Genomic DNA, 16,532 nt, shown 5'->3' with positions numbered 1-16,532 from the left:
GGAGGTTGCCGGGTGCGTCTTGTCATTAGCGTGTGCCTTCCCACCGCACGCACCCATCCCCGGAGCAGACAATGACCCGCACCCGCCTCGCCCTAGGAGCGCTGATCAGCGCCGCCGTCCTGGCCCTTGCCGGCTGCGGCGCCACCGACGCGCCCTCAGCGTCGTGGCACGGGTCTCCCGCGCCGTCCGGCTCGACCGGCGGCGGCCAGGACGGCGGCGCCCAGGCCCGCCCGATCAGCGACTCCACCGCGCAGGCCGCCACCGGCAAGCCCAGCGCCACCCCGTCCTCATCGGCGGCCGCGTCGACCTCCGCGTCGCCGTCCGCGGCTGCTTCTTCTGCTGCCCCTTCCGACGGCATCATTCGGCAGGCGGGCGGCGCGCAGGTCGCCCTGACCTTCGACGACGGCCCCAGCGCCGACACCCCGAAGCTGCTCGCCATGCTGCGCCAGCACAACATCAAGGCCACCTTCTGCGTGGTCGGCGTCGCCGTCCAGGAGTTCCCGCAGTACCTGCAGGAGATCGTCAAGGACGGTCACACCCTGTGCAACCACACCTGGAAGCACGACGAGAAGCTCGGCAAGAAGTCCGCCGACACCATCCGTGCCGACCTCCAGCGCACCAACGACGAGATCCACAAGGCCGTCCCCGACGCGCAGATCAAGTACTTCCGCCACCCCGCCGGCAACTTCACTCCCGCCGCGGTGCAGATCGCCGCCGAGCTTGGCATGAAGTCCCTGGGCTGGACCGTCGACCCCTCCGACTGGAACACCAAGAAGTGGTCCGGCGACCAGATGACCCAGCACATCATCAGCAACGTGAGGAACAACACGAAGCCCGGCGCCGTCATCCTGTCCCACGACGGCGGCGGCGACCGCAGCGCCACCCTCGCCGCCTACAAGACCCTCCTGCCGGAGCTCAAACAGCAGTTCACCCTGATCGCAATGCCCGTCTGAGCGCGCCGCGCCGCCACGATGGATACCCATTTGGTTTTCGCGGAACGGGTCACGTATGCTCTGAAAGCCTCCGGCGGGGCCGGATGGGAGCAACACCGCACAAGTCGTAGAGTATGCGATGATTGCGGGGCCGCCCTCATCGTCTAGCGGCCCAGGACGCCGCCCTTTCAAGGCGGTAGCACGGGTTCGAATCCCGTTGGGGGTACTTACCGGGTTCGCCCGGGCGCAGTTGAGCAAGGTCCTGTGGAGCAGTTGGAGTGCTCGCCGCCCTGTCAAGGCGGAGGTCGCGGGTTCAAGTCCCGTCAGGACCGCAAGGCCCATCTTGGGCAGGTAGCTCAGTCGGTACGAGCGTCCGCCTGAAAAGCGGAAGGTCGGCGGTTCGACCCCGCCCCTGCCCACAAAGCTCTTCGCCGGGCTTTATGAGACCCCGACCAGCGGAAACGCCGGTCGGGGTCTTTGTATGTCCGGAGTCAACCAGAAGATCAAGATGTGGCAACAGCGGCCACCGCGACGGCGGACGGTCGGCCGACCGGTATAGCTTTCGCTATACTGCGGACCTGGCCTCGGTCGACCTCTCGTCGACACCATCACCCACTCGTCGTTGGCGAACCTCAAAGAGCTACGACCGGGCACCATGCGGATCCTCTTTGTCTTCGATCCTTGGCGATCCAGCATCCTGCTTGTCGCCGGCGACAAGGCGGGGCAATGGGATGCCTGGTATCGAGAGGCGATACCGCTGGCGGAGCAGCGCTACGAGGTCTACTTGAAAGAGCGGGCACAGGAAGAGGGAGACCAGCGATGAGCAGCTACGTGCGCTGGAGCGACATCCGCGGCGAACTCGTGGAGCAGGCGGGCGGCGAGGAAGCCGTCGCGGCCGGCAAGCAGGAGCTGCTGGCCGAGGTCACCGGTCACCGCCTCGCCGAAGCGCGCCGCGGTCGCGGCCTGACCCAGCAGCAGGTTGCCGACCGCATGGGCGTCACCAAGGGGCGGGTCTCCCAGATCGAGCAAGGCAAGGTCTCGGGTCAAGACGTCCTCGCCCGCTACGCGGTTGCTCTGGGTGGTCGCCTCCACCAGGCCATCTACTTCGACGACGGCGACATCACCACCATCGCCTGATCTCAACGCCGTGGCAAACATGCCCCGGGCGGCTGGAGATGGTGCGACACGCGTTGCTCTGCGTTCGTGCCCTCCACGCAGAACCGCCGACACCTGAGAGCGGAAGTTCGGCGGTTCGACCTCGACTCTGCCACAAAGACACGCGGGACTGTAATGAGGGAGCGGGAGTGAGTGGCTACGCGATCGTCGTAGAACGCGCGGAGGACGGCGGTTATGGCGCCTGGTCGCCCGAGGTACCCGGATGCGTCGCGCTTGGTGAGACGGCAGATCAGGCAGTAACCGACATGCGGGAAGCGATCAAGCTTCACCTGCGGCTGCTGAGCGAGCGAGGCGAGCCCCTGCCGGTGCCCACGGCTGTGCGAGTCGATCTCCTCGCTGCATGATTCCCGTGGCGCCAGCCTGAGCCGGGCACGGGGGCGTCACGCCCCGCAACGATGACATCACGGGTAAGGAAAAGTGTCGGACCCTGGTCGTAGCGTGCGGGCATGAACAACTTCGACTGGGACTTCGACGACCAACCGACCCGTGGCACCGACGTCCGGCGGCGGTTGATGCTGGACCATCGCAGCTATGACGTGACCGCGTTCGACGACGGCACCGGCGTCGTCGGGCTGCGGCTGGTCGGGTGGGACTCCGGCTATGTCTTCACTGAGCTCGTCGCCGAGTTGCCGACCGGCGACGCGACCGACGTCGGCCAGCTGCTCGCGTCGGCACTCGCCGGCTTCCGAGGTGGTGGCTCGCCGCCGGGTTCGCCGCCGCCGGGATCGACGCCTTCGGGGGGATGGCGGCCGTATGACTCGTGGTCGAGGGATCCCCGCCCGACCGCGCCGAAGTCCGGTCAGCCGTGGGAGCCGGCGGATCTCGAGCTGCTGGTGCGGCGCTTCCGTGAGGGCGCCACCATCAAGACCCTGACCGTTGAGCTGGGACGAACGGACGGCGCGATCCGGCAGCGGTTGCAGATTCTCGGGGAGGTCCGTCCGGCTCCGACAGCGGATGTTGACCCACCTGCGGACGGGTCGGGCGGCGCGCCTGAGGCAGTGTCGAAGGGGTCGATCCCGACGTCGGCGGAGGCGGCGGCTGGCGCGGTGGCGGCGGTGGCGGAAGGGTCGGCGGACGCGGTGAAGGCGTCGGCGGCGGGAGCATCGGGCGGCGCGCCCGAAACGTCGGTGGAGCAGGCGTCTGAGGGGGTGCTGGCGGAGCTGCCGACGAGGGTTGGCTGAGTGGCACGTTGAGTGGTTCGCCGCACCCTCCCGCGGTGAACCAGCCGAACGCCGCGTCCAGTGACCGGGCGCGAGGTCCTGCCCGTCCTGACGGTGGGATCGGCCGCGCCTGCGGCTGGACGAGGGTGGCGCCCGAAGAGCGGAGAGTGAGACCTGGGAGACGGCGAGGCAGTTGGCCGTAGGCGAGGAGGGTTCCTTCGGCGGCGCGGCGGAAGGCGCACGGCGTCGGTTGGTCGCAGGCCGCGCAGCGGTTGCTGGTGGCCGACTCGACGTGGATGCCGACGGCGCGGTTCGCGGCGGTGATCCGGTCCGCGGCCACTTGGGAGTAGTGCACCGTGCTCATGCGAGATGACTCCCCCACACGGCCTGGCCTGCGGTGATCGCGCGGGCGTAGCGCACGTCCGGGCACGGCCACGCGGTGTGGCAGGCCAAGCAGAAGGCTCGGGTCACCTCGCGGGGCATGTGCATCAGGAGGAACTGCTCCGCGTGGGACACGTCGCCGGGGGACGCGAGGCCGGGCAACGGCACGCCCAGCCCGACCCGCGGCCGAGGAGCACCACCAGGGCCAGAACCGGCAGGGCCAAGGCCACCAGAGCCAAGGTCACCGGTGCCGGGGACAGCACGGCCCGGAGCGTCACGGTCGAGGTCACCACCGCCCACGTCACCACGACCAGGGGCGGCACGGCTCGGAGCAGCGCGGCCCGGAGTGGCACGGTTGAGGTCACCACCGCCCGCGTCACCACGACCCAGGTCACCACGACCAGGAGCGGCGCGGCCTGAAACAGCGCGGCCCGGGGCAGCGCGGCCAAGGTCGCCACGGCTGTCGGCACTGCCGGCGCTGCGGTCCCTGGCAGCGTAAGTGCCGTTGCTTGGGAATGGTCGGGAATCGTGTGGCATCGGCGGCCCCCTCGAGGAATCGAGAAAAGGGGGCGGGCGCCCGGGGTCACCAAGGCCAGTTGGCTAGGCGAGCGCCCGCCCGTTCACCCGACCGCGCGGACCCCTCAGTCGACACGCGGTCAGGGGTTCGGGCGCTGCGACGCTCGGTAACGACGTATGCACAACTATGCTGCACCCAATGCCATTCTGCAAGTGCGAAATTGCACTAAGCGGCACCGCGGCGGCGGAGCGTAGCGACGGCCGAGCCGGCGAGGGTCATCAGGCAGTCGGGGAGCTTGCCGTCGACCAGGGCGACGGTGAACAGGGCCGTGCCGCTGGGGATGTCCTCGTTCGCGTAGGCGCTGACGAAGCGGGCGACCCAGCGCTTGTCGTAGTTGGCATCGTCGATGTCTGGGAACTCCAGGCGCCAGGGGCCGCGGGCAAGGTTTTCGCCGACCATCTCGCCGGCGAGGCGCCATGCGACGTCGTAGGCGGCGCTCATCCCGCGGCGGTCGACGACTGCGTCGAAGGTGTGGACCACGCCTTCACCGTCGCCCGCTAGGGCGGACTCCAGGACCATGGCGGCGTCCTGGTAGGTCTCGTCTCCGGGCTCATCCACGCCGACACCGTATGCGCCTCAGTCAAGCCACGGGCCCGAAACCGCGGACTATGACACGGCCGACGATCGGCGGAGTGCGCAGGTCAGCCGGGCTGTGCAGACGCGTTCGCCGGATTCGTCGGTGATGGCGATCTCGTAGGAGGCGATCATCCCGCCGAGGCGCAGCGGGGTCGCCACCCCGGTGACGATGCCGGCGCGGGCCGCCTTGTGGTGGGTGGCATTGACCTCGATGCCGACCGCAATGCCGTTGAAAAGGCGGGCGGCGTGCAGGGCCGCGCCGATCGAGCCGAGCGTCTCGGCGAGGACGACCGAGGCGCCGCCGTGCAGCAGGCCATACGGCTGGGTGTTGCCGGCGACGGGCATGGTGCCGACGACCCGCTCGGGGGCGGCTTCCAGCAGGTCAATGCCCATCCGTTCGGCCAGTGTGCCGTGCATCGACATGCCGTCGGGCAGGGTATCACTCTCGGTGACGCCAGTGTCCTCCATGCCGCTAGAGGTTACCGGGTGGTACGTCCGCGGCGGCCACCTCCCCACTTAAGTCCGCGGCCAGACCGCGCTATGGTGCGCACGGCACCTTTGGGGAGGAGAAACACTCATGCGCGCACGGTCGGCCAAAGCCATCGTGGGAGCAATCACCGCGATTGGTCTGTTGCTCACCGCGTCCGGCTGCGGTTCCACCGCGCAGAGTAACGGCGACACTGAGACAAAGAGTGACATTCGCTTCTATGGCTCAGACGGCAACATGGCCAACTCGTTCGGTGAGGCGCTCAAGGATTCACCGGCGGTGCTCGCCGGGATGAAGGGCACGACCCCGCTGACCCCGCTCAGCGACGACTTCAAGCGCCGGGTCAGGTCCATCGACTCCGGTCTCACCGACTTCAACTACGCCGGCGAGGCCTATGACGCCGTCGTGGTCGCCGCGCTGGCCGCCGAGGCGGGCAAGTCGGTCGAGTCCGCGTCGATCGCCAAGCAGCTGATCGGCGTGACCACCGGTGACAACATCTGCGACACGATCTCCGCGTGCCTGCTGGCCGCCAAGTCCGGCAAGGATTTCAAGTACCGCGGGATCTCGCTGCGCCGCAGTGGCTTCACCGACGCGGGCGAGCCGTCGTCCGCCATGTATGGCGTGCTCAACTTCGGCCGGAACAACACCATCGACGACGCGAAGACCGAGTTCGTCGGCGCGGGTGACGAGAAGACCGAGAACAAGACCGCGGCACCGCCCGCCAGCGGCGGCAACAAGGGTGGCGGGAAGGGGCCGGCGCTGAAGTTCGGCCTGCTGCTGCCGAAGACCGGCGCGCTGGCGTTCCAGGGGCCGCCGATGTTCGCCGCCGCCAAGCTTGCGGTCAAGGAGATCAACGAGGCCGGCGGCGTGCTCGGCCAGCCGGTGCTGGTCGAGGAGGGTGACGACGGCACCAACCCCGAGACCGCCAAGGCGACCGTCGAGCGGTTGATCTCGGCGAACGTCCAGGTGATCATCGGCGCCGGCGCGTCCGGGGTGAGCAAGGCCGTCATCCCGCGGGTCGCGCAGGCCGGCAAGGTGATGATCTCGCCGTCGGCGACGTCGGACGAGCTGACGAAGTTCGACGACAAGGGGCTGTTCTTCCGGACGTCGCCGCCCGACGTCCTGCAGGCCAAGGCGATCGCCGACATCATCATGCGGGACGGGCACACCAAGGTCGCGATCATCGCGCGCGACGACACGTACGGCAGCGGCCTGTCGGAAGGGGTCCGCAGCGACCTTGCCGCCGCCGGCATCAAGCCCGCGAACATGCAGATCCTCAAGTATGAGGCGAAGGACAACTACGATCCGAAAGCCGACGCGACGAAGCTGTTCGCGCCGATCGCGGGTCAGGTCAAGAGCTTCGAGGCGACCGCGATCCTGCTGGTGGGCTTCGACGAGTCAGCGCTCGTGATTAAAGCACTGGTCGCTGCGGGCATAAAGGCTCCAACGGCTTAGCGAACCGCGAACGCGCACGCGAAGGTCCGGCCGAAGGCGCAGGCCCCACGGCGGATCAGGTTTTCCCCCCGATTGACGTGAGAGGACCCGCACCATGAGCGAGAACGAGACCGTCGAGACGCGCGGCGACCAGCGCATCGAGCTCCTCGTCGGCGACACCAACAACGACGGCAAGCCCGACCTGTGGGCGATCGACACGGACGGCGACGGCAAGGCCGACGTGTTCCAGTTCGACACCAATGGTGACGGCAAGGTCGACATCACGATGAGTGACATCGACGAGGACGGCACGCCGGAGCAGGTCGTGGACGGCGACGGCGGCCTCCCGCCGGCGACAGTCTGACCGCTGCCCGATAGAGCACAACAGCACAAGCAAAGCCAGAGGAGCGCGGCCGAGGGAAACCCTCAGCCGCGCTTCTCGGCTACGTAGTCCCGCCACTGCTGCTCGAGCGCGCTGACGCCGATGCCCAGGACCGCGCGGGCCGCGGACTCGACCTCGGCGACGTTCTGGAACGCCTCGTAGAACGCGATCAACTTGTCCTGCCCGAACTTCTCCGCGATCATCCGGTTCGCCAGCCAGCTGGCGATGTAGTTGCGCGGCTCGGAGTAGAACTCGTCGTCGGTCGGCAGGGTCGAGATGGTGAGGTTGCCCAGCACCTGGCGGATGTCCGTCGCGGACACCCTGTCCTTCTTGTACGCGACGTACTCCGCGAACCCCTCCACCACCCACCGTGGCGTCCGTGCGGTCGTCACAGGGCCCATGGCGGCGTGCGCGAACTCATGCGTGAGGTCGTGCGCCAGCTCGTCGGTCTGCGCCGTCAGCTGCGTCGGGTTGAACACGACCCGGGTCGAGCTGTACGCCGGCGAGTGCGCCCAGTCGCCCACCTCGTTGTAATACGGCACCGCGATCGCCGCCACCTGCGCGATCCGCTCCTGCGACTCGGCGAAGTACGTGTCGAAGATCCGCTTGTCCTGCACGGCGGTGAACAGCACCTTGCCGTCCCAGCCGGTCGGGCGGACCTCGGCGACCTGCTTGAGGCTCGTCTCGGCCATCTGCAGCAGGTTGCGGCCCCGCTCGGCGTCGTCGGCCGAGACCACGGCGATGATGCGGTCGTTGCGCAGCACCGCGACCGGCCCGGTCGAGTCCCACGGCTGGCCATTGGCACCGATCGGCATGTCCTTGCCGGCCGCGTCGCCGACGATGAGCCACTTGCCCTTGGTCAGGGCCACCACGGGCATCCACGGGATCGCGACGGTCTTGCTGTCCACGCCCTCGATCCGATGGCGGATCGTGACCGCTTCGACGTGCACGGCGGCGTGATACCGGTCGAACAGCTGCGTCGGCAGGAACTTCGCCAGCTGCCGCGCGGGCACCTTGGTCCGGTCGAAGCTGATGTCGGAGAACGGCATCTTGACCAGGTTGTCGAACAGCTGCTTCTGCCGCTTCACGAACGCCGCGTCGCTCTGCTCGACGTCCGCCATCCAGGCGTTGAGATCCTTCTTCTTGACCGCCTGGGTGTGCCGCTGCAGCAGCTCTTCGATCGCCTTGACGCCGACCCCGGGCCGCATGTCGACCCAGGTGGAAGAGACCAGGTCGGTCTGGCTGCCACCCCCGCCGCGCAGCGCCCAGGTGGCCGCGGCGGCCCCGCCGAGCGCAAGGACCATGCTGACCACCAGGAGGGTGGTCAGGACCGGCCAGAGGAAGTTGCGACGTGGTTGCGGCGGCAGTTGCGGCGGCCAACCATAGGCATAGCCGGGATGTGTCTGCGGCAGCGGATGGTGTACGTGCGGCGCCCCGAACTGCGGATACCCCTGCGGCGCCCCGACGCCCGGCCCCCCGAACGGCGGCGCTCCAGCGCTCGGCGGCCCGGCGTTCGGCGGCGGCCCGAACTGCTGCGGCGGCGGGAACTGTTGCGGAGGGCCGTACTGCTGCGGAGGCCCGAACTGCTGTGGCGGCCCCTGCAACGGCACCCGCTGCTGCGGCACGAACTGCGGAGGATACCCCTGCGGCAACGGGCCGGCCGGCGGTGCGGCCTCCGCCGGAGCCGGAGCTGCCGGCGGCGTCACGGCGGGCGCGCCGGCCGGCTCGGGCAGGACCTCGGCCCCCGGTGGGCCCGGCTGGGCCGGGATCACGGGCGCCGGGGTCGTCACCACCGCGGCGTCCGGCGTTGCGGTGACGCCGGCAGCTGCGGCATCAGTCGAAGGGGCGGCGGAGGGCGCCGCGGCGGCCGGTTCGGGGTTGGTCACATTGCCTGCCGACGTCGGGGAGCGGAATCACATCCTGCGCCAGGCCGGCGCTCCTTGTCGACCCCGCCCCGGTCGCGCCGGCGCCTCAGCCGAGCGTGGTCAGCTCGGCCGTCAGCACGTTGGACAGCAGGGCCCCGTCCATGCGGACCTGCCGCAGGTACCAACGCTGCAGTGGGGTCCTGTTCTGGCTGAACTGCCAACCGCCGCGGGGGCTGTCGATCTGCCCCAGCTTGCCGATCGCGGCGTTGAGGGAGAACGAGTCCAGCGACGGCCGGCTCGCGTCGCCGATCGCCTTGTCCAGCACGGCGGCGGCGTCGTAGGAGGCCATCGCGTAGGTCGACGGGATCGTGCCGTAGGCCTTCTGGTAGTCGGCGATGAACCGGCGGTTGGCCGCGTTGTCCAGGTCGGGCGAGTAGTTCATCGCGGTGTAGACGCCGAGGGCGTCGTTGCCCTGCTGCTTGAGGACATAGCCCTCGGTGAGGCTGCCGGGTGCGATGAGCTTGAAGCCGGCCGGGAACTTCGCCGCCTTGTACTGCTTGACGAAGTCGACCGCGGACGCGCCGGCGAAGAAGGCGAACATCGCGGTCGCGCCGGAGTTCTTGACCTGGTTCAGGACCTGGCTGTAGTCCTTCGACTGGTACGACGTGAAGCGGATGCCGTTGCCGTTGACGTTGCCGTTGGCCGACTTGAAGTTCTCGAAGAACGAGTTGACCTCGTCGTCTTCGCCGGGGTAGTCGGCGGCGACGATGGCCAGGGAGCCACCGGCGTTGTCGGCGGCCCACTTGGCCAGGGCCTGGCCGGGCTCGCTGGCCACGAACGAGGTGCGCCACATGTACTTGGCGCCCTGCAGGCTGGTCGGCGACGCGTTGGACCCGACGAGCGGGACCGCCGCGCTCTCGATGCTGTCCTTCATGGCCAGCATCGTCGCGGCGGCCGCGACGCCGGTCAGGGCGAGGACACGGTCCTCTTTGATCAGCTTCTCGGCGGCGGCCTTGCCGACATCGGGCGTCTCGCCCTCGTCGACCTTGAGCAGCTGGACCTCGCGGTTGCCGAGCTTGTTCTCATGCAGCTTGAGATACAGCTGGAAACCGTTGTCCATTTCGTTACCGAGGTCTTTACGGCTGCCGGTCAGTGGCACGATCATGCCAATCTTGACCGGTGGCCCGGTGGGCAGCGAGGTGTTGGCGTCGCTGTCGGACCCGCTGCATGCGGAGAGTAACGGTGCGGCCGCGCCTGCCACGCCCGCGGCCGCGAAGAGTCGGAGCGCCTGGCGGCGGTTCAGGTGGGACACGTACTTTTCCTCCCCAGCACCCTGCGGCGGCGAGAAAACCTCGACACCCACGCTGCGTTCTACCGCCATCGCGGCAGACAGTCAATCGTCAGCCTCGGTCTCACCCCTGGTCACCGTGCCGAACGCGGCAAGGACGGCGGGCCAGGCGGCCGACAACGGATCGATCACAGCGAAGTGTTCCACACCGGCCAACTCGACCAGCGTGGTGTCGTCCCCCACCCGGCGGGCCATGCGGCAGAAGTCCCTGGACAGCGTGACCGGCACGATCGCATCGTCGCTGCCGTGCACGATGACGGTGCGGACCTTCGACGGAAGGTTGCGCATCGGGTCCGCCGCCGCATATGCCTCGGGCACCTGGTCGGGCGGCCCACCCAGCAGGTCGGCGACGGCGCCGTCGTCGAGGTTGAGCTCGTGCGCGCAGGCCAGGTCGGCGACGGGCGCCAGGGCGACGACCCCGCCGACCGCGTCGGGGGCGACCGCCGCGTACCACAACGCGAGGTGCCCGCCGGCGGAGTGCCCGGCGAGGATCGGGCGGTCGACCGCGACGGGCCGCAGTCCCCGGTGCGCGATCTCCTTGGCGAGCAGGTCGGGCACGGCGACGGCGGCGGCCGCCACGTCGGAGAACGTGCCGGGCCAGCCGCCGCCGGGCTGTCCGGTGCGGCGGAACTCGACGGTCGCGACGGCGTATCCCCGGTCGGCGAGGTCCGCGGCGAGCGGGCCGGCGTGTGTGCGGTCCCATTCGCTGCGCCAAAAGCCGCCGTGGATGAAGAGCACGAGCGGCGCACCCGGGACGGCAGGAAGCCGGACGTCGGCCAGCTGGTCGGGGTGCTCGCCATACCGCAGGGTGAAGTCTGCGGGCCGGGCGGGCCGGCTGAGCACCTCGCGGGGATCACTCGTCACGGGGCGACATTAACGCGTCACGAAGCGTGGCAACAGGGCCCCTTGGTGGTCGTCCCAACGACGGGTAGGCAAGACTAGGAACCATGGCAGAAGAGGCGCAGGACGAGTCGCGCACCGTGTTGGTGGTCGGGCCCGACGGACGTCCGCTCGGCACCATGTCCACCGATGAGGAGGGTGCGGAGGATCCGAGCAAGCTGATCGAGCAACCGGCCAAGGTCATGCGCATCGGCAGCATGATCAAGCAACTGCTCGAAGAGGTCCGCGCGGCCCCGCTCGACGAGGCGGGTCGCAGCCGGCTCAAGGAGATTCACCGCCGCTCGATCCTGGAGCTGGAGGACGGGCTCGCCCCCGAGCTGCGCGACGAGCTGGAGCGGCTGTCGCTGCCGTTCGAGGACGGCTCGACGCCGAGCGAGGCGGAGCTGCGCATCGCCCAGGCGCAGCTGGTCGGCTGGCTGGAGGGCCTGTTCCACGGCATCCAGGCCGCACTCGTCGCCCAGCAGATGGCGGCCCGGGTCCAGCTCGAGCAGATGCGTGGCCGCCCGGCGCTCACCGGCGGACCGGGTGGCGTCCCAGGCCAGCCCGTCCAGCCGACGCCCACAGGCACCGGCCAGTATCTGTAGGACCGGTCGACGAGTTTGACCTTGGAGTCGTGCGACCGCCGGGCGGGACAGCCGCCGCGGCGGCGCCGGGTCTCCAAGGTCAAACCATGAGGCCCAGCGACGCGGTCGAACCGTGAAGACCGGTGACGCGGTCAAACCGTGAAGACCGGGTGACGCGGTCAGACCACGGAGACCGGTGACGCGGTCAGACCACGGAGACCGGTGACGCGGTCAAAGCCGGGAAGACCGGCCGCGAAGACGGTCAGTGGCGGTAGAGCGTCTCCAGGTAGGCGGCCACGCCGTCGTCCTCGTTGGTTGCGGTGGTCACGTCGTGGGCCGCGGCGAGCACCGCCGGGTGACCGTTGGCCATGGCGACGCCGCGACCCGCCCAGGTGAGCATCGCCAGGTCGTTCGGCATGTCACCGAAGGCGATCACGTCGGGCGCGGTGACCGCGTGGTCGCGGGCGACCCGGGCGAGCGCCGTCGCCTTCGTGACGCCGGCGGCGGAGACCTCGACCATGCCGCTGGAGGAGGAGTTCGTCGCCTCCGCCAGCCCGTCGAGACACTCGCCGACCAGCGCGGTGAACTCGTCGGACTGCTGGACGCCGGCACGGACGAGCAGCTTCGCGGCGGGCCGGGTCAGCAGCTCGGCGTAGGAGGCCGGGCCGACCGACTCGTGGTTGATCTCCCACGGGCCGACGGGAAACTCGGGCTCGTGCCGCATCTGCCGGCCGCCGTCGCGTTCGACGGCGAAGACGACGCCGGGGACCTTGGCGCGCAGCCGCTCGCAGATCTCGGCGAGCGTGTCGGGCTCGATCGGGCTGCTGTGGACGATCGTGTCGGTGCCGGGGTCGTAGGTCGCCGCCCCGTTCGCACAGATGGCGATCGGCGCGAAGGGCAGCTGGTCGTACACCGGACGCACCCACCGGATCGGCCGACCGGTGACCAGCACGATCACGATCCCGGCGGCGTCGAGGCGGCGCAGCACCTCGGCAGTGCGGGGGCTGACCGTGCGGTCCCGGCCGACAAGGGTGCCGTCGAGGTCCGTCGCCACCAACCGGGGGGTCTGCGTCACAGCTTCAACATAGCTTCGAGGTAGGTCGCGACCCCGTCCTCGTCATTGGTGAGAGTTGTCTCGTCGGCGAGGGCCTTCAGCGCCGGGTGGGCGTTGGCGACGGCGACCCGGCCAAACCCGGCCCACCGGAACATGGGCACGTCGTTGGGCATGTCGCCGAACACGAGGACGTCACCGGGGTCGATGCCCAGCGCCGTCGCGACGAACCGCAGGCCGGTGGCCTTGTCGACGCCGGGCGGGCAGATCTCGATGTAGCCGAGGCCGGCCTGGGTGATCGTGGCCATGCTCGGCGGGATGACGCGCTCGGCGACGGCGAGCAGCTCGTCGACGTCGCAGGTGGGGTGCCTGGCGAAGCCTTTGAGGACGGGGCCGGTGAGGCATTCGGCGCGGACCCTGGCCTCGACGACGTCGGGGTAGCGCCAGTGCGGGTCGGCGTCGCCCCACAGCGGCGCCTCGTGGTGGTCGCCGGCCTCGATCAGGACGGACAGGGTGCCGAGCTCGTGCTCCAGGCGGGTGAGGACCTCGGCGAGGGCGTCGCCGTCGAGCCGCTCGTCGCGCAGGACGACCGGATGCTCGGGGTCGCGGACGTCGACGACCCGGCTGCCGCCGCCCATGACCAGGAAGTCGGCGGAGGGGATGTCGGACCGGACGAGCTCGGTCAGCCGGGGACCGCGGCCGGTGGCGCCCACGATGTGGATGCCGGCCGCCTTGACACGCTCCAGGACGGCCCTGGTGTAGTCACTCACGGTGTCGTCGCTGTGGACGAGCGTGCCGTCAAGGTCGGTCGCGATGAGTTTGGGCAAACTGCGCATTCAGTGCTCCTTCCGCGTCAGCGGGGGAGCAACCGTACCTCTGCGACCCGCCGGGGTCACACCATGCGAGTAAATCTCAACCGAACGTACGACGTCCTGATGACGGCGCTGTTGTCCGCCTACCGCAGTGGGGTGACCGTGAGCTCCAGCGGCTCGGAGCCGTCGTGCGGCTCTTCCGCCCGCGCCTTGCGGCCGGGCCTGTTCGGGCCGAGCAGCGAGCCGCGCACGGCGACGATCGCACCGGCCGCCAGCATCGCGGTGGCCGCCGCGGCGAGCGGATAGCCGGCGCCGACGTGGACGGCTTCGTCCGGCAGCCGGTACGACGTGAGCGGGCTGTAGCCGAGCCGGTCGATGATCTGTTTGAACCCGACGAGGACCAGCGCGTTGCCGGCGAGCATCGCCAGCGCCCCGGCGGCCGCGCCCCGGCGGACCGAGCCGCGGGTCGCCAGCAGGATCCCGATCCCGACCAGGGCGAGCGTGAGCGTGCCGAGGTAGACCACGACGGGGCCGCTGTTGAGGCTGGCCAGGTCGACGTCGATGCTCTGCGGCACGCTGCTGTCCTCGGACAGGTCCGGGTCGCCCACGGCGGCCTCGCGCAGGTTGACGGAGCTCCATGGCAGGTACTGCGCGGCGGCCGCCAGCCCGAACCCGAGGGCGAGCAGGGCGATCGCGACCGGGCCGGCGCCACGCTCCGCCGCACCGGGCGGCGGAGCGTCGACGGACGGCTGATCGGACGGCGCGTGGGACAGCGCTGTGGATGGTGCGGCGGGCGCGACGATCGATGGTCCGATGACGACCGGCTCAGTCATACCGCGCAGGGTAGCTCAGGAAACGACACGCAGGTTGAACCGCAGATCGCCCTTGGCACCCCACACCGCGAGCCACAGCGGGAGGTACTGCTCCATCGCGAACGCCTTGTCGATCCCGCCGAGGTCCAGCACGTCGCCCTCGGGCCAGCCGAACTTCGCCAGCACTCCCTTGACCAGGGTTTTCGCGTCGGCGTCGTCGCCGGCGACGAACATGGTGTGCGGTTGGGACAGCAGGTCGGGGCGGACCATGATGTCGCAGTTGACGGTGTTGAGGGTCTTGACGACCTTCAACGAGGGGAACGCCGCCTGCAGGCCGGTGGCGACGGGCTTCACCGCGGCGGAGCTCAGGTCGTTGGAGATGTCGGCGAGGACCTTGCCGGTCAGGTCGCCGGCGGAGCGCAGCACGTCCAGCGACGCGCCGCCGGGGGTGGCGTTGAACAGCAGCGAACCGTGCGCGGCCGCGTCGGCGAACGTGCCGGCGCGGCCACCGGTCCGCTCCGCCCAGGCGACGGCCTTCGGATTGGCGGCGTCACGGGAGCCCATGACGACGTCGTACCCGACCTCGATCAGGCGGGTCGCGATGGCCTCGCCGACCATGCCGGTGCCGAGGACGCCCACATTGCGATCAGTCATGTCCAGCGGCAACACCGGCCGGCGCCGAAACATGCCGCCGGGCGCGACCGATGGCGATCAGCCCGGAGGCGAATCCGAGCAGCGGCATCGACACCAGGGCCAGCCAGCTCCCCGCTGACGTGCCGACATCCGCGATCCGGCCGGGTCCGGCGAGCTGCCCGTCGAAGGTAGTGATGAGGCCCACTACGAGCGAGGCGGTCACCAGCGACAGGATCGGGCCGGCAAGCCCGGCGATCTTGCGGCCCTGGTTGGCGCCCATCGCCGCCGCGCCGAGCAGCGCGATCAGGCTGAGCAGCAGGATCACGTACCAGACGCCCTTTTCGAGATTCAGGATGGTGAGGCTGTCGAGGCGTTGCTGGGCCCGCCGCCCCGACCCGGTCACCACCAGCTGCTGCACCCACGGCACGAAGATCGAGGCAATGCCGGTGAGCAGGCCGGACACGCCCAGCCAGCCGCCGATCTGCACCAGTTTGTGTTGCATCAACACGCTCCCCTCAAGACTGCCGAGCTCGTCCCAAGGAACACACGGAATGGGCTAGCGTCTGGTTCATGCCTACTCGCACTTCATCCGCCCGCTGGGAGGGCGACCTCAAGTCCGGCGCCGGCACCGTCTCCACCGGCTCGGGCACCTTCCAGGGTTCCTATTCCTTTCCCTCGCGCTTCGAGAGCGGCGAGGGAACCAACCCGGAGGAGCTGATCGCGGCGGCCCACGCGGCCTGCTTCTCGATGGCCTTCTCCAACGGTCTGGCCAAGGCCGGGTTCACGCCCACGTCGGTGGAGACCACCGCCGCGGTGCAGTTCGGCCCGGTTGACGGCGGCTTCGCCATCACCCGGATCGACCTGACCAGCCGCGGTGACGTCCCCGGCATCGACGCGGGCGAGTTCGACAAGATCGCCGCCGAGGCCAAGGCCGGCTGCCCGATCTCCAAGGCGCTCGCCGCTGTCGAGATCACGCTCGACGCCAAGCTGGTCTGAAGTCCCTTGAGAGGGTCCCCCGCGATGGGGGACCCTCTTTGACATGCCGGTGACGATGAGCAAGAAGCGCTTCGAGGAGCTCGTGGGCGACGCCCTCGACGAGGTCCCGGAGGAGCTGCTCGACCTCATGGACAACGTGGTGATCCTGGTCGTCGACGACCCGCCGGCGGGCGAGCCGGACCTGCTCGGCCTGTATGAGGGGTTCTCGCTGACGGAGCGCGGCTGGGACTACTCCGGCGTGCTGCCGGACCGGATCTCGATTTACCGCAACCCGATCCTCGCGATCTGTGACGATGAGGATGACGTCGTCGACGAGGTCGCGATCACCGTTGTGCACGAGATCGCGCACCACTTCGGCATCGACGACCGGCGCCTGCACGCCCTGGGCTGGGGCTGATTTGCGGCAGGCTCATACCGTGCGAGTCAGGTTCGTCGTCGAAGGGACGC

General features: G+C 69.5%; 20 protein-coding genes, 3 tRNA genes and 1 pseudogene. 14 read left to right on the top strand and 10 right to left on the bottom strand.

Annotated elements, in window-relative coordinates; all coding sequences use genetic code 11:
- Nucleotides 1-71 precede the first annotated feature (71 nt).
- The 9 genes and pseudogenes from AB0K00_RS03235 (at nucleotide 72) to AB0K00_RS03195 (ending at nucleotide 4,069) form a co-directional block, all read left to right on the top strand.
- Entirely contained in the window at nucleotides 72-953 is an 882-nt protein-coding gene (locus AB0K00_RS03235; protein ID WP_363514391.1) for a polysaccharide deacetylase family protein, read from the top strand.
- A 132-nt stretch (nucleotides 954-1,085) separates the two neighbouring features.
- Nucleotides 1,086-1,158, top strand: a tRNA-Glu gene (locus AB0K00_RS03230).
- 32 nt (nucleotides 1,159-1,190) lie between these two features.
- Nucleotides 1,191-1,264 (top strand) — tRNA-Asp (locus AB0K00_RS03225).
- A 13-nt stretch (nucleotides 1,265-1,277) separates the two neighbouring features.
- Nucleotides 1,278-1,351, top strand: a tRNA-Phe gene (locus AB0K00_RS03220).
- Nucleotides 1,352-1,506: 155 nt separating this feature from the next.
- Nucleotides 1,507-1,755 (top strand): annotated as a pseudogene (locus AB0K00_RS03215) (type II toxin-antitoxin system RelE/ParE family toxin); the annotation flags it as partial.
- A complete protein-coding gene (locus tag AB0K00_RS03210) occupies nucleotides 1,752-2,069 on the top strand; it encodes a helix-turn-helix transcriptional regulator (RefSeq protein ID WP_363514388.1) in 318 nt (105 codons plus the stop codon). The pseudogene AB0K00_RS03215 and the gene AB0K00_RS03210, both read left to right, overlap by 4 nt.
- 167 nt (nucleotides 2,070-2,236) lie before the next feature.
- Nucleotides 2,237-2,452 (top strand): type II toxin-antitoxin system HicB family antitoxin, encoded by a 216-nt coding sequence (locus tag AB0K00_RS03205; RefSeq protein ID WP_363514385.1) that lies wholly within the window; start codon nucleotides 2,237-2,239, stop codon nucleotides 2,450-2,452.
- 102 nt (nucleotides 2,453-2,554) lie between these two features.
- Entirely contained in the window at nucleotides 2,555-3,289 is a 735-nt protein-coding gene (locus tag AB0K00_RS03200) for a hypothetical protein (protein WP_363514382.1), read from the top strand.
- Nucleotides 3,290-3,775: 486 nt separating this feature from the next.
- Nucleotides 3,776-4,069 carry a hypothetical protein gene (locus AB0K00_RS03195; protein WP_363514379.1) on the top strand — a complete coding sequence of 98 codons (294 nt, stop codon included), beginning with the start codon at nucleotides 3,776-3,778 and terminating at the stop codon, nucleotides 4,067-4,069.
- A 322-nt stretch (nucleotides 4,070-4,391) separates the two neighbouring features.
- On the opposite strand, the gene AB0K00_RS03190 is transcribed toward AB0K00_RS03195, so the two are convergent.
- Together AB0K00_RS03190 and AB0K00_RS03185 are read right to left on the bottom strand one after the other, a co-directional pair.
- The gene (locus tag AB0K00_RS03190) at nucleotides 4,392-4,784 is read right to left on the bottom strand and encodes a hypothetical protein (RefSeq protein WP_363514376.1); all 393 of its coding nucleotides are present in this window, start codon (nucleotides 4,782-4,784) and stop codon (nucleotides 4,392-4,394) included.
- Between the two features lie 48 nt (nucleotides 4,785-4,832).
- Complete coding sequence (locus tag AB0K00_RS03185; RefSeq protein WP_363514373.1) at nucleotides 4,833-5,270, bottom strand: hotdog fold thioesterase; 438 nt, start codon at nucleotides 5,268-5,270, stop codon at nucleotides 4,833-4,835.
- A gap of 256 nt (nucleotides 5,271-5,526) precedes the next feature.
- Here AB0K00_RS03185 and AB0K00_RS03180 point away from each other — a divergent pair, with 256 nt between their 5' ends.
- The gene (locus AB0K00_RS03180) at nucleotides 5,527-6,744 is read left to right on the top strand and encodes an ABC transporter substrate-binding protein (protein ID WP_363514370.1); all 1,218 of its coding nucleotides are present in this window, start codon (nucleotides 5,527-5,529) and stop codon (nucleotides 6,742-6,744) included.
- Nucleotides 6,745-6,838: 94 nt separating this feature from the next.
- The gene (locus AB0K00_RS03175; RefSeq protein WP_344500958.1) at nucleotides 6,839-7,087 is read left to right on the top strand and encodes a hypothetical protein; all 249 of its coding nucleotides are present in this window, start codon (nucleotides 6,839-6,841) and stop codon (nucleotides 7,085-7,087) included.
- Nucleotides 7,088-7,149: 62 nt separating this feature from the next.
- On the opposite strand, the gene AB0K00_RS03170 is transcribed toward AB0K00_RS03175, so the two are convergent.
- From AB0K00_RS03170 to AB0K00_RS03160, 3 genes are all read right to left on the bottom strand, one after another.
- Entirely contained in the window at nucleotides 7,150-8,991 is a 1,842-nt protein-coding gene (locus tag AB0K00_RS03170; protein WP_363514367.1) for a hypothetical protein, read from the bottom strand.
- Between the two features lie 85 nt (nucleotides 8,992-9,076).
- Nucleotides 9,077-10,231 (bottom strand): ABC transporter substrate-binding protein, encoded by a 1,155-nt coding sequence (locus tag AB0K00_RS03165; protein WP_363515052.1) that lies wholly within the window; start codon nucleotides 10,229-10,231, stop codon nucleotides 9,077-9,079.
- A 132-nt stretch (nucleotides 10,232-10,363) separates the two neighbouring features.
- On the bottom strand, nucleotides 10,364-11,182 hold the full coding sequence (locus AB0K00_RS03160) for an alpha/beta hydrolase (RefSeq protein WP_363514364.1): 819 nt from the start codon (nucleotides 11,180-11,182) through the stop codon (nucleotides 10,364-10,366).
- 83 nt (nucleotides 11,183-11,265) lie between these two features.
- Between AB0K00_RS03160 and AB0K00_RS03155 the strand changes: the two genes are divergently transcribed.
- Nucleotides 11,266-11,802: a bacterial proteasome activator family protein gene (locus AB0K00_RS03155; protein WP_363514361.1), complete on the top strand. Its 537-nt coding sequence runs from the start codon at nucleotides 11,266-11,268 to the stop codon at nucleotides 11,800-11,802.
- Between the two features lie 241 nt (nucleotides 11,803-12,043).
- Here AB0K00_RS03155 and AB0K00_RS03150 read toward each other — a convergent pair whose 3' ends face one another.
- From AB0K00_RS03150 to AB0K00_RS03130, 5 genes are all read right to left on the bottom strand, one after another.
- Nucleotides 12,044-12,856: an HAD family hydrolase gene (locus AB0K00_RS03150; RefSeq protein ID WP_363514358.1), complete on the bottom strand. Its 813-nt coding sequence runs from the start codon at nucleotides 12,854-12,856 to the stop codon at nucleotides 12,044-12,046.
- Nucleotides 12,853-13,668 (bottom strand): HAD family hydrolase, encoded by an 816-nt coding sequence (locus AB0K00_RS03145; protein ID WP_363514355.1) that lies wholly within the window; start codon nucleotides 13,666-13,668, stop codon nucleotides 12,853-12,855. Before AB0K00_RS03145 ends, AB0K00_RS03150 begins: the two co-directional genes overlap by 4 nt.
- Before the next feature lie 119 nt (nucleotides 13,669-13,787).
- The gene (locus AB0K00_RS03140; protein WP_363514352.1) at nucleotides 13,788-14,477 is read right to left on the bottom strand and encodes a hypothetical protein; all 690 of its coding nucleotides are present in this window, start codon (nucleotides 14,475-14,477) and stop codon (nucleotides 13,788-13,790) included.
- Nucleotides 14,478-14,492: 15 nt separating this feature from the next.
- Entirely contained in the window at nucleotides 14,493-15,110 is a 618-nt protein-coding gene (locus AB0K00_RS03135; protein ID WP_363514349.1) for an NAD(P)-binding domain-containing protein, read from the bottom strand.
- Nucleotides 15,103-15,576 (bottom strand): hypothetical protein, encoded by a 474-nt coding sequence (locus tag AB0K00_RS03130; RefSeq protein ID WP_363514346.1) that lies wholly within the window; start codon nucleotides 15,574-15,576, stop codon nucleotides 15,103-15,105. The genes AB0K00_RS03135 and AB0K00_RS03130 overlap by 8 nt, the downstream gene beginning before the upstream one ends.
- Nucleotides 15,577-15,659: 83 nt before the next feature.
- On the opposite strand from AB0K00_RS03130, the gene AB0K00_RS03125 reads away from it, so the two are divergent.
- The gene (locus tag AB0K00_RS03125) at nucleotides 15,660-16,085 is read left to right on the top strand and encodes an OsmC family protein (protein ID WP_327007352.1); all 426 of its coding nucleotides are present in this window, start codon (nucleotides 15,660-15,662) and stop codon (nucleotides 16,083-16,085) included.
- 49 nt (nucleotides 16,086-16,134) lie between these two features.
- A complete protein-coding gene (locus tag AB0K00_RS03120; protein WP_363515049.1) occupies nucleotides 16,135-16,482 on the top strand; it encodes a metallopeptidase family protein in 348 nt (115 codons plus the stop codon).
- Nucleotides 16,483-16,532 lie beyond the last annotated feature (50 nt).

It is taken from the genome of Dactylosporangium sp. NPDC049525, assembly GCF_040676755.1.
Taxonomy (GTDB): Bacteria; Actinomycetota; Actinomycetes; order Mycobacteriales; family Micromonosporaceae; genus Dactylosporangium.
Note: the sequence above shows the minus strand (reverse complement) of the source record. Positions and strands in the feature narration are given on the sequence as shown.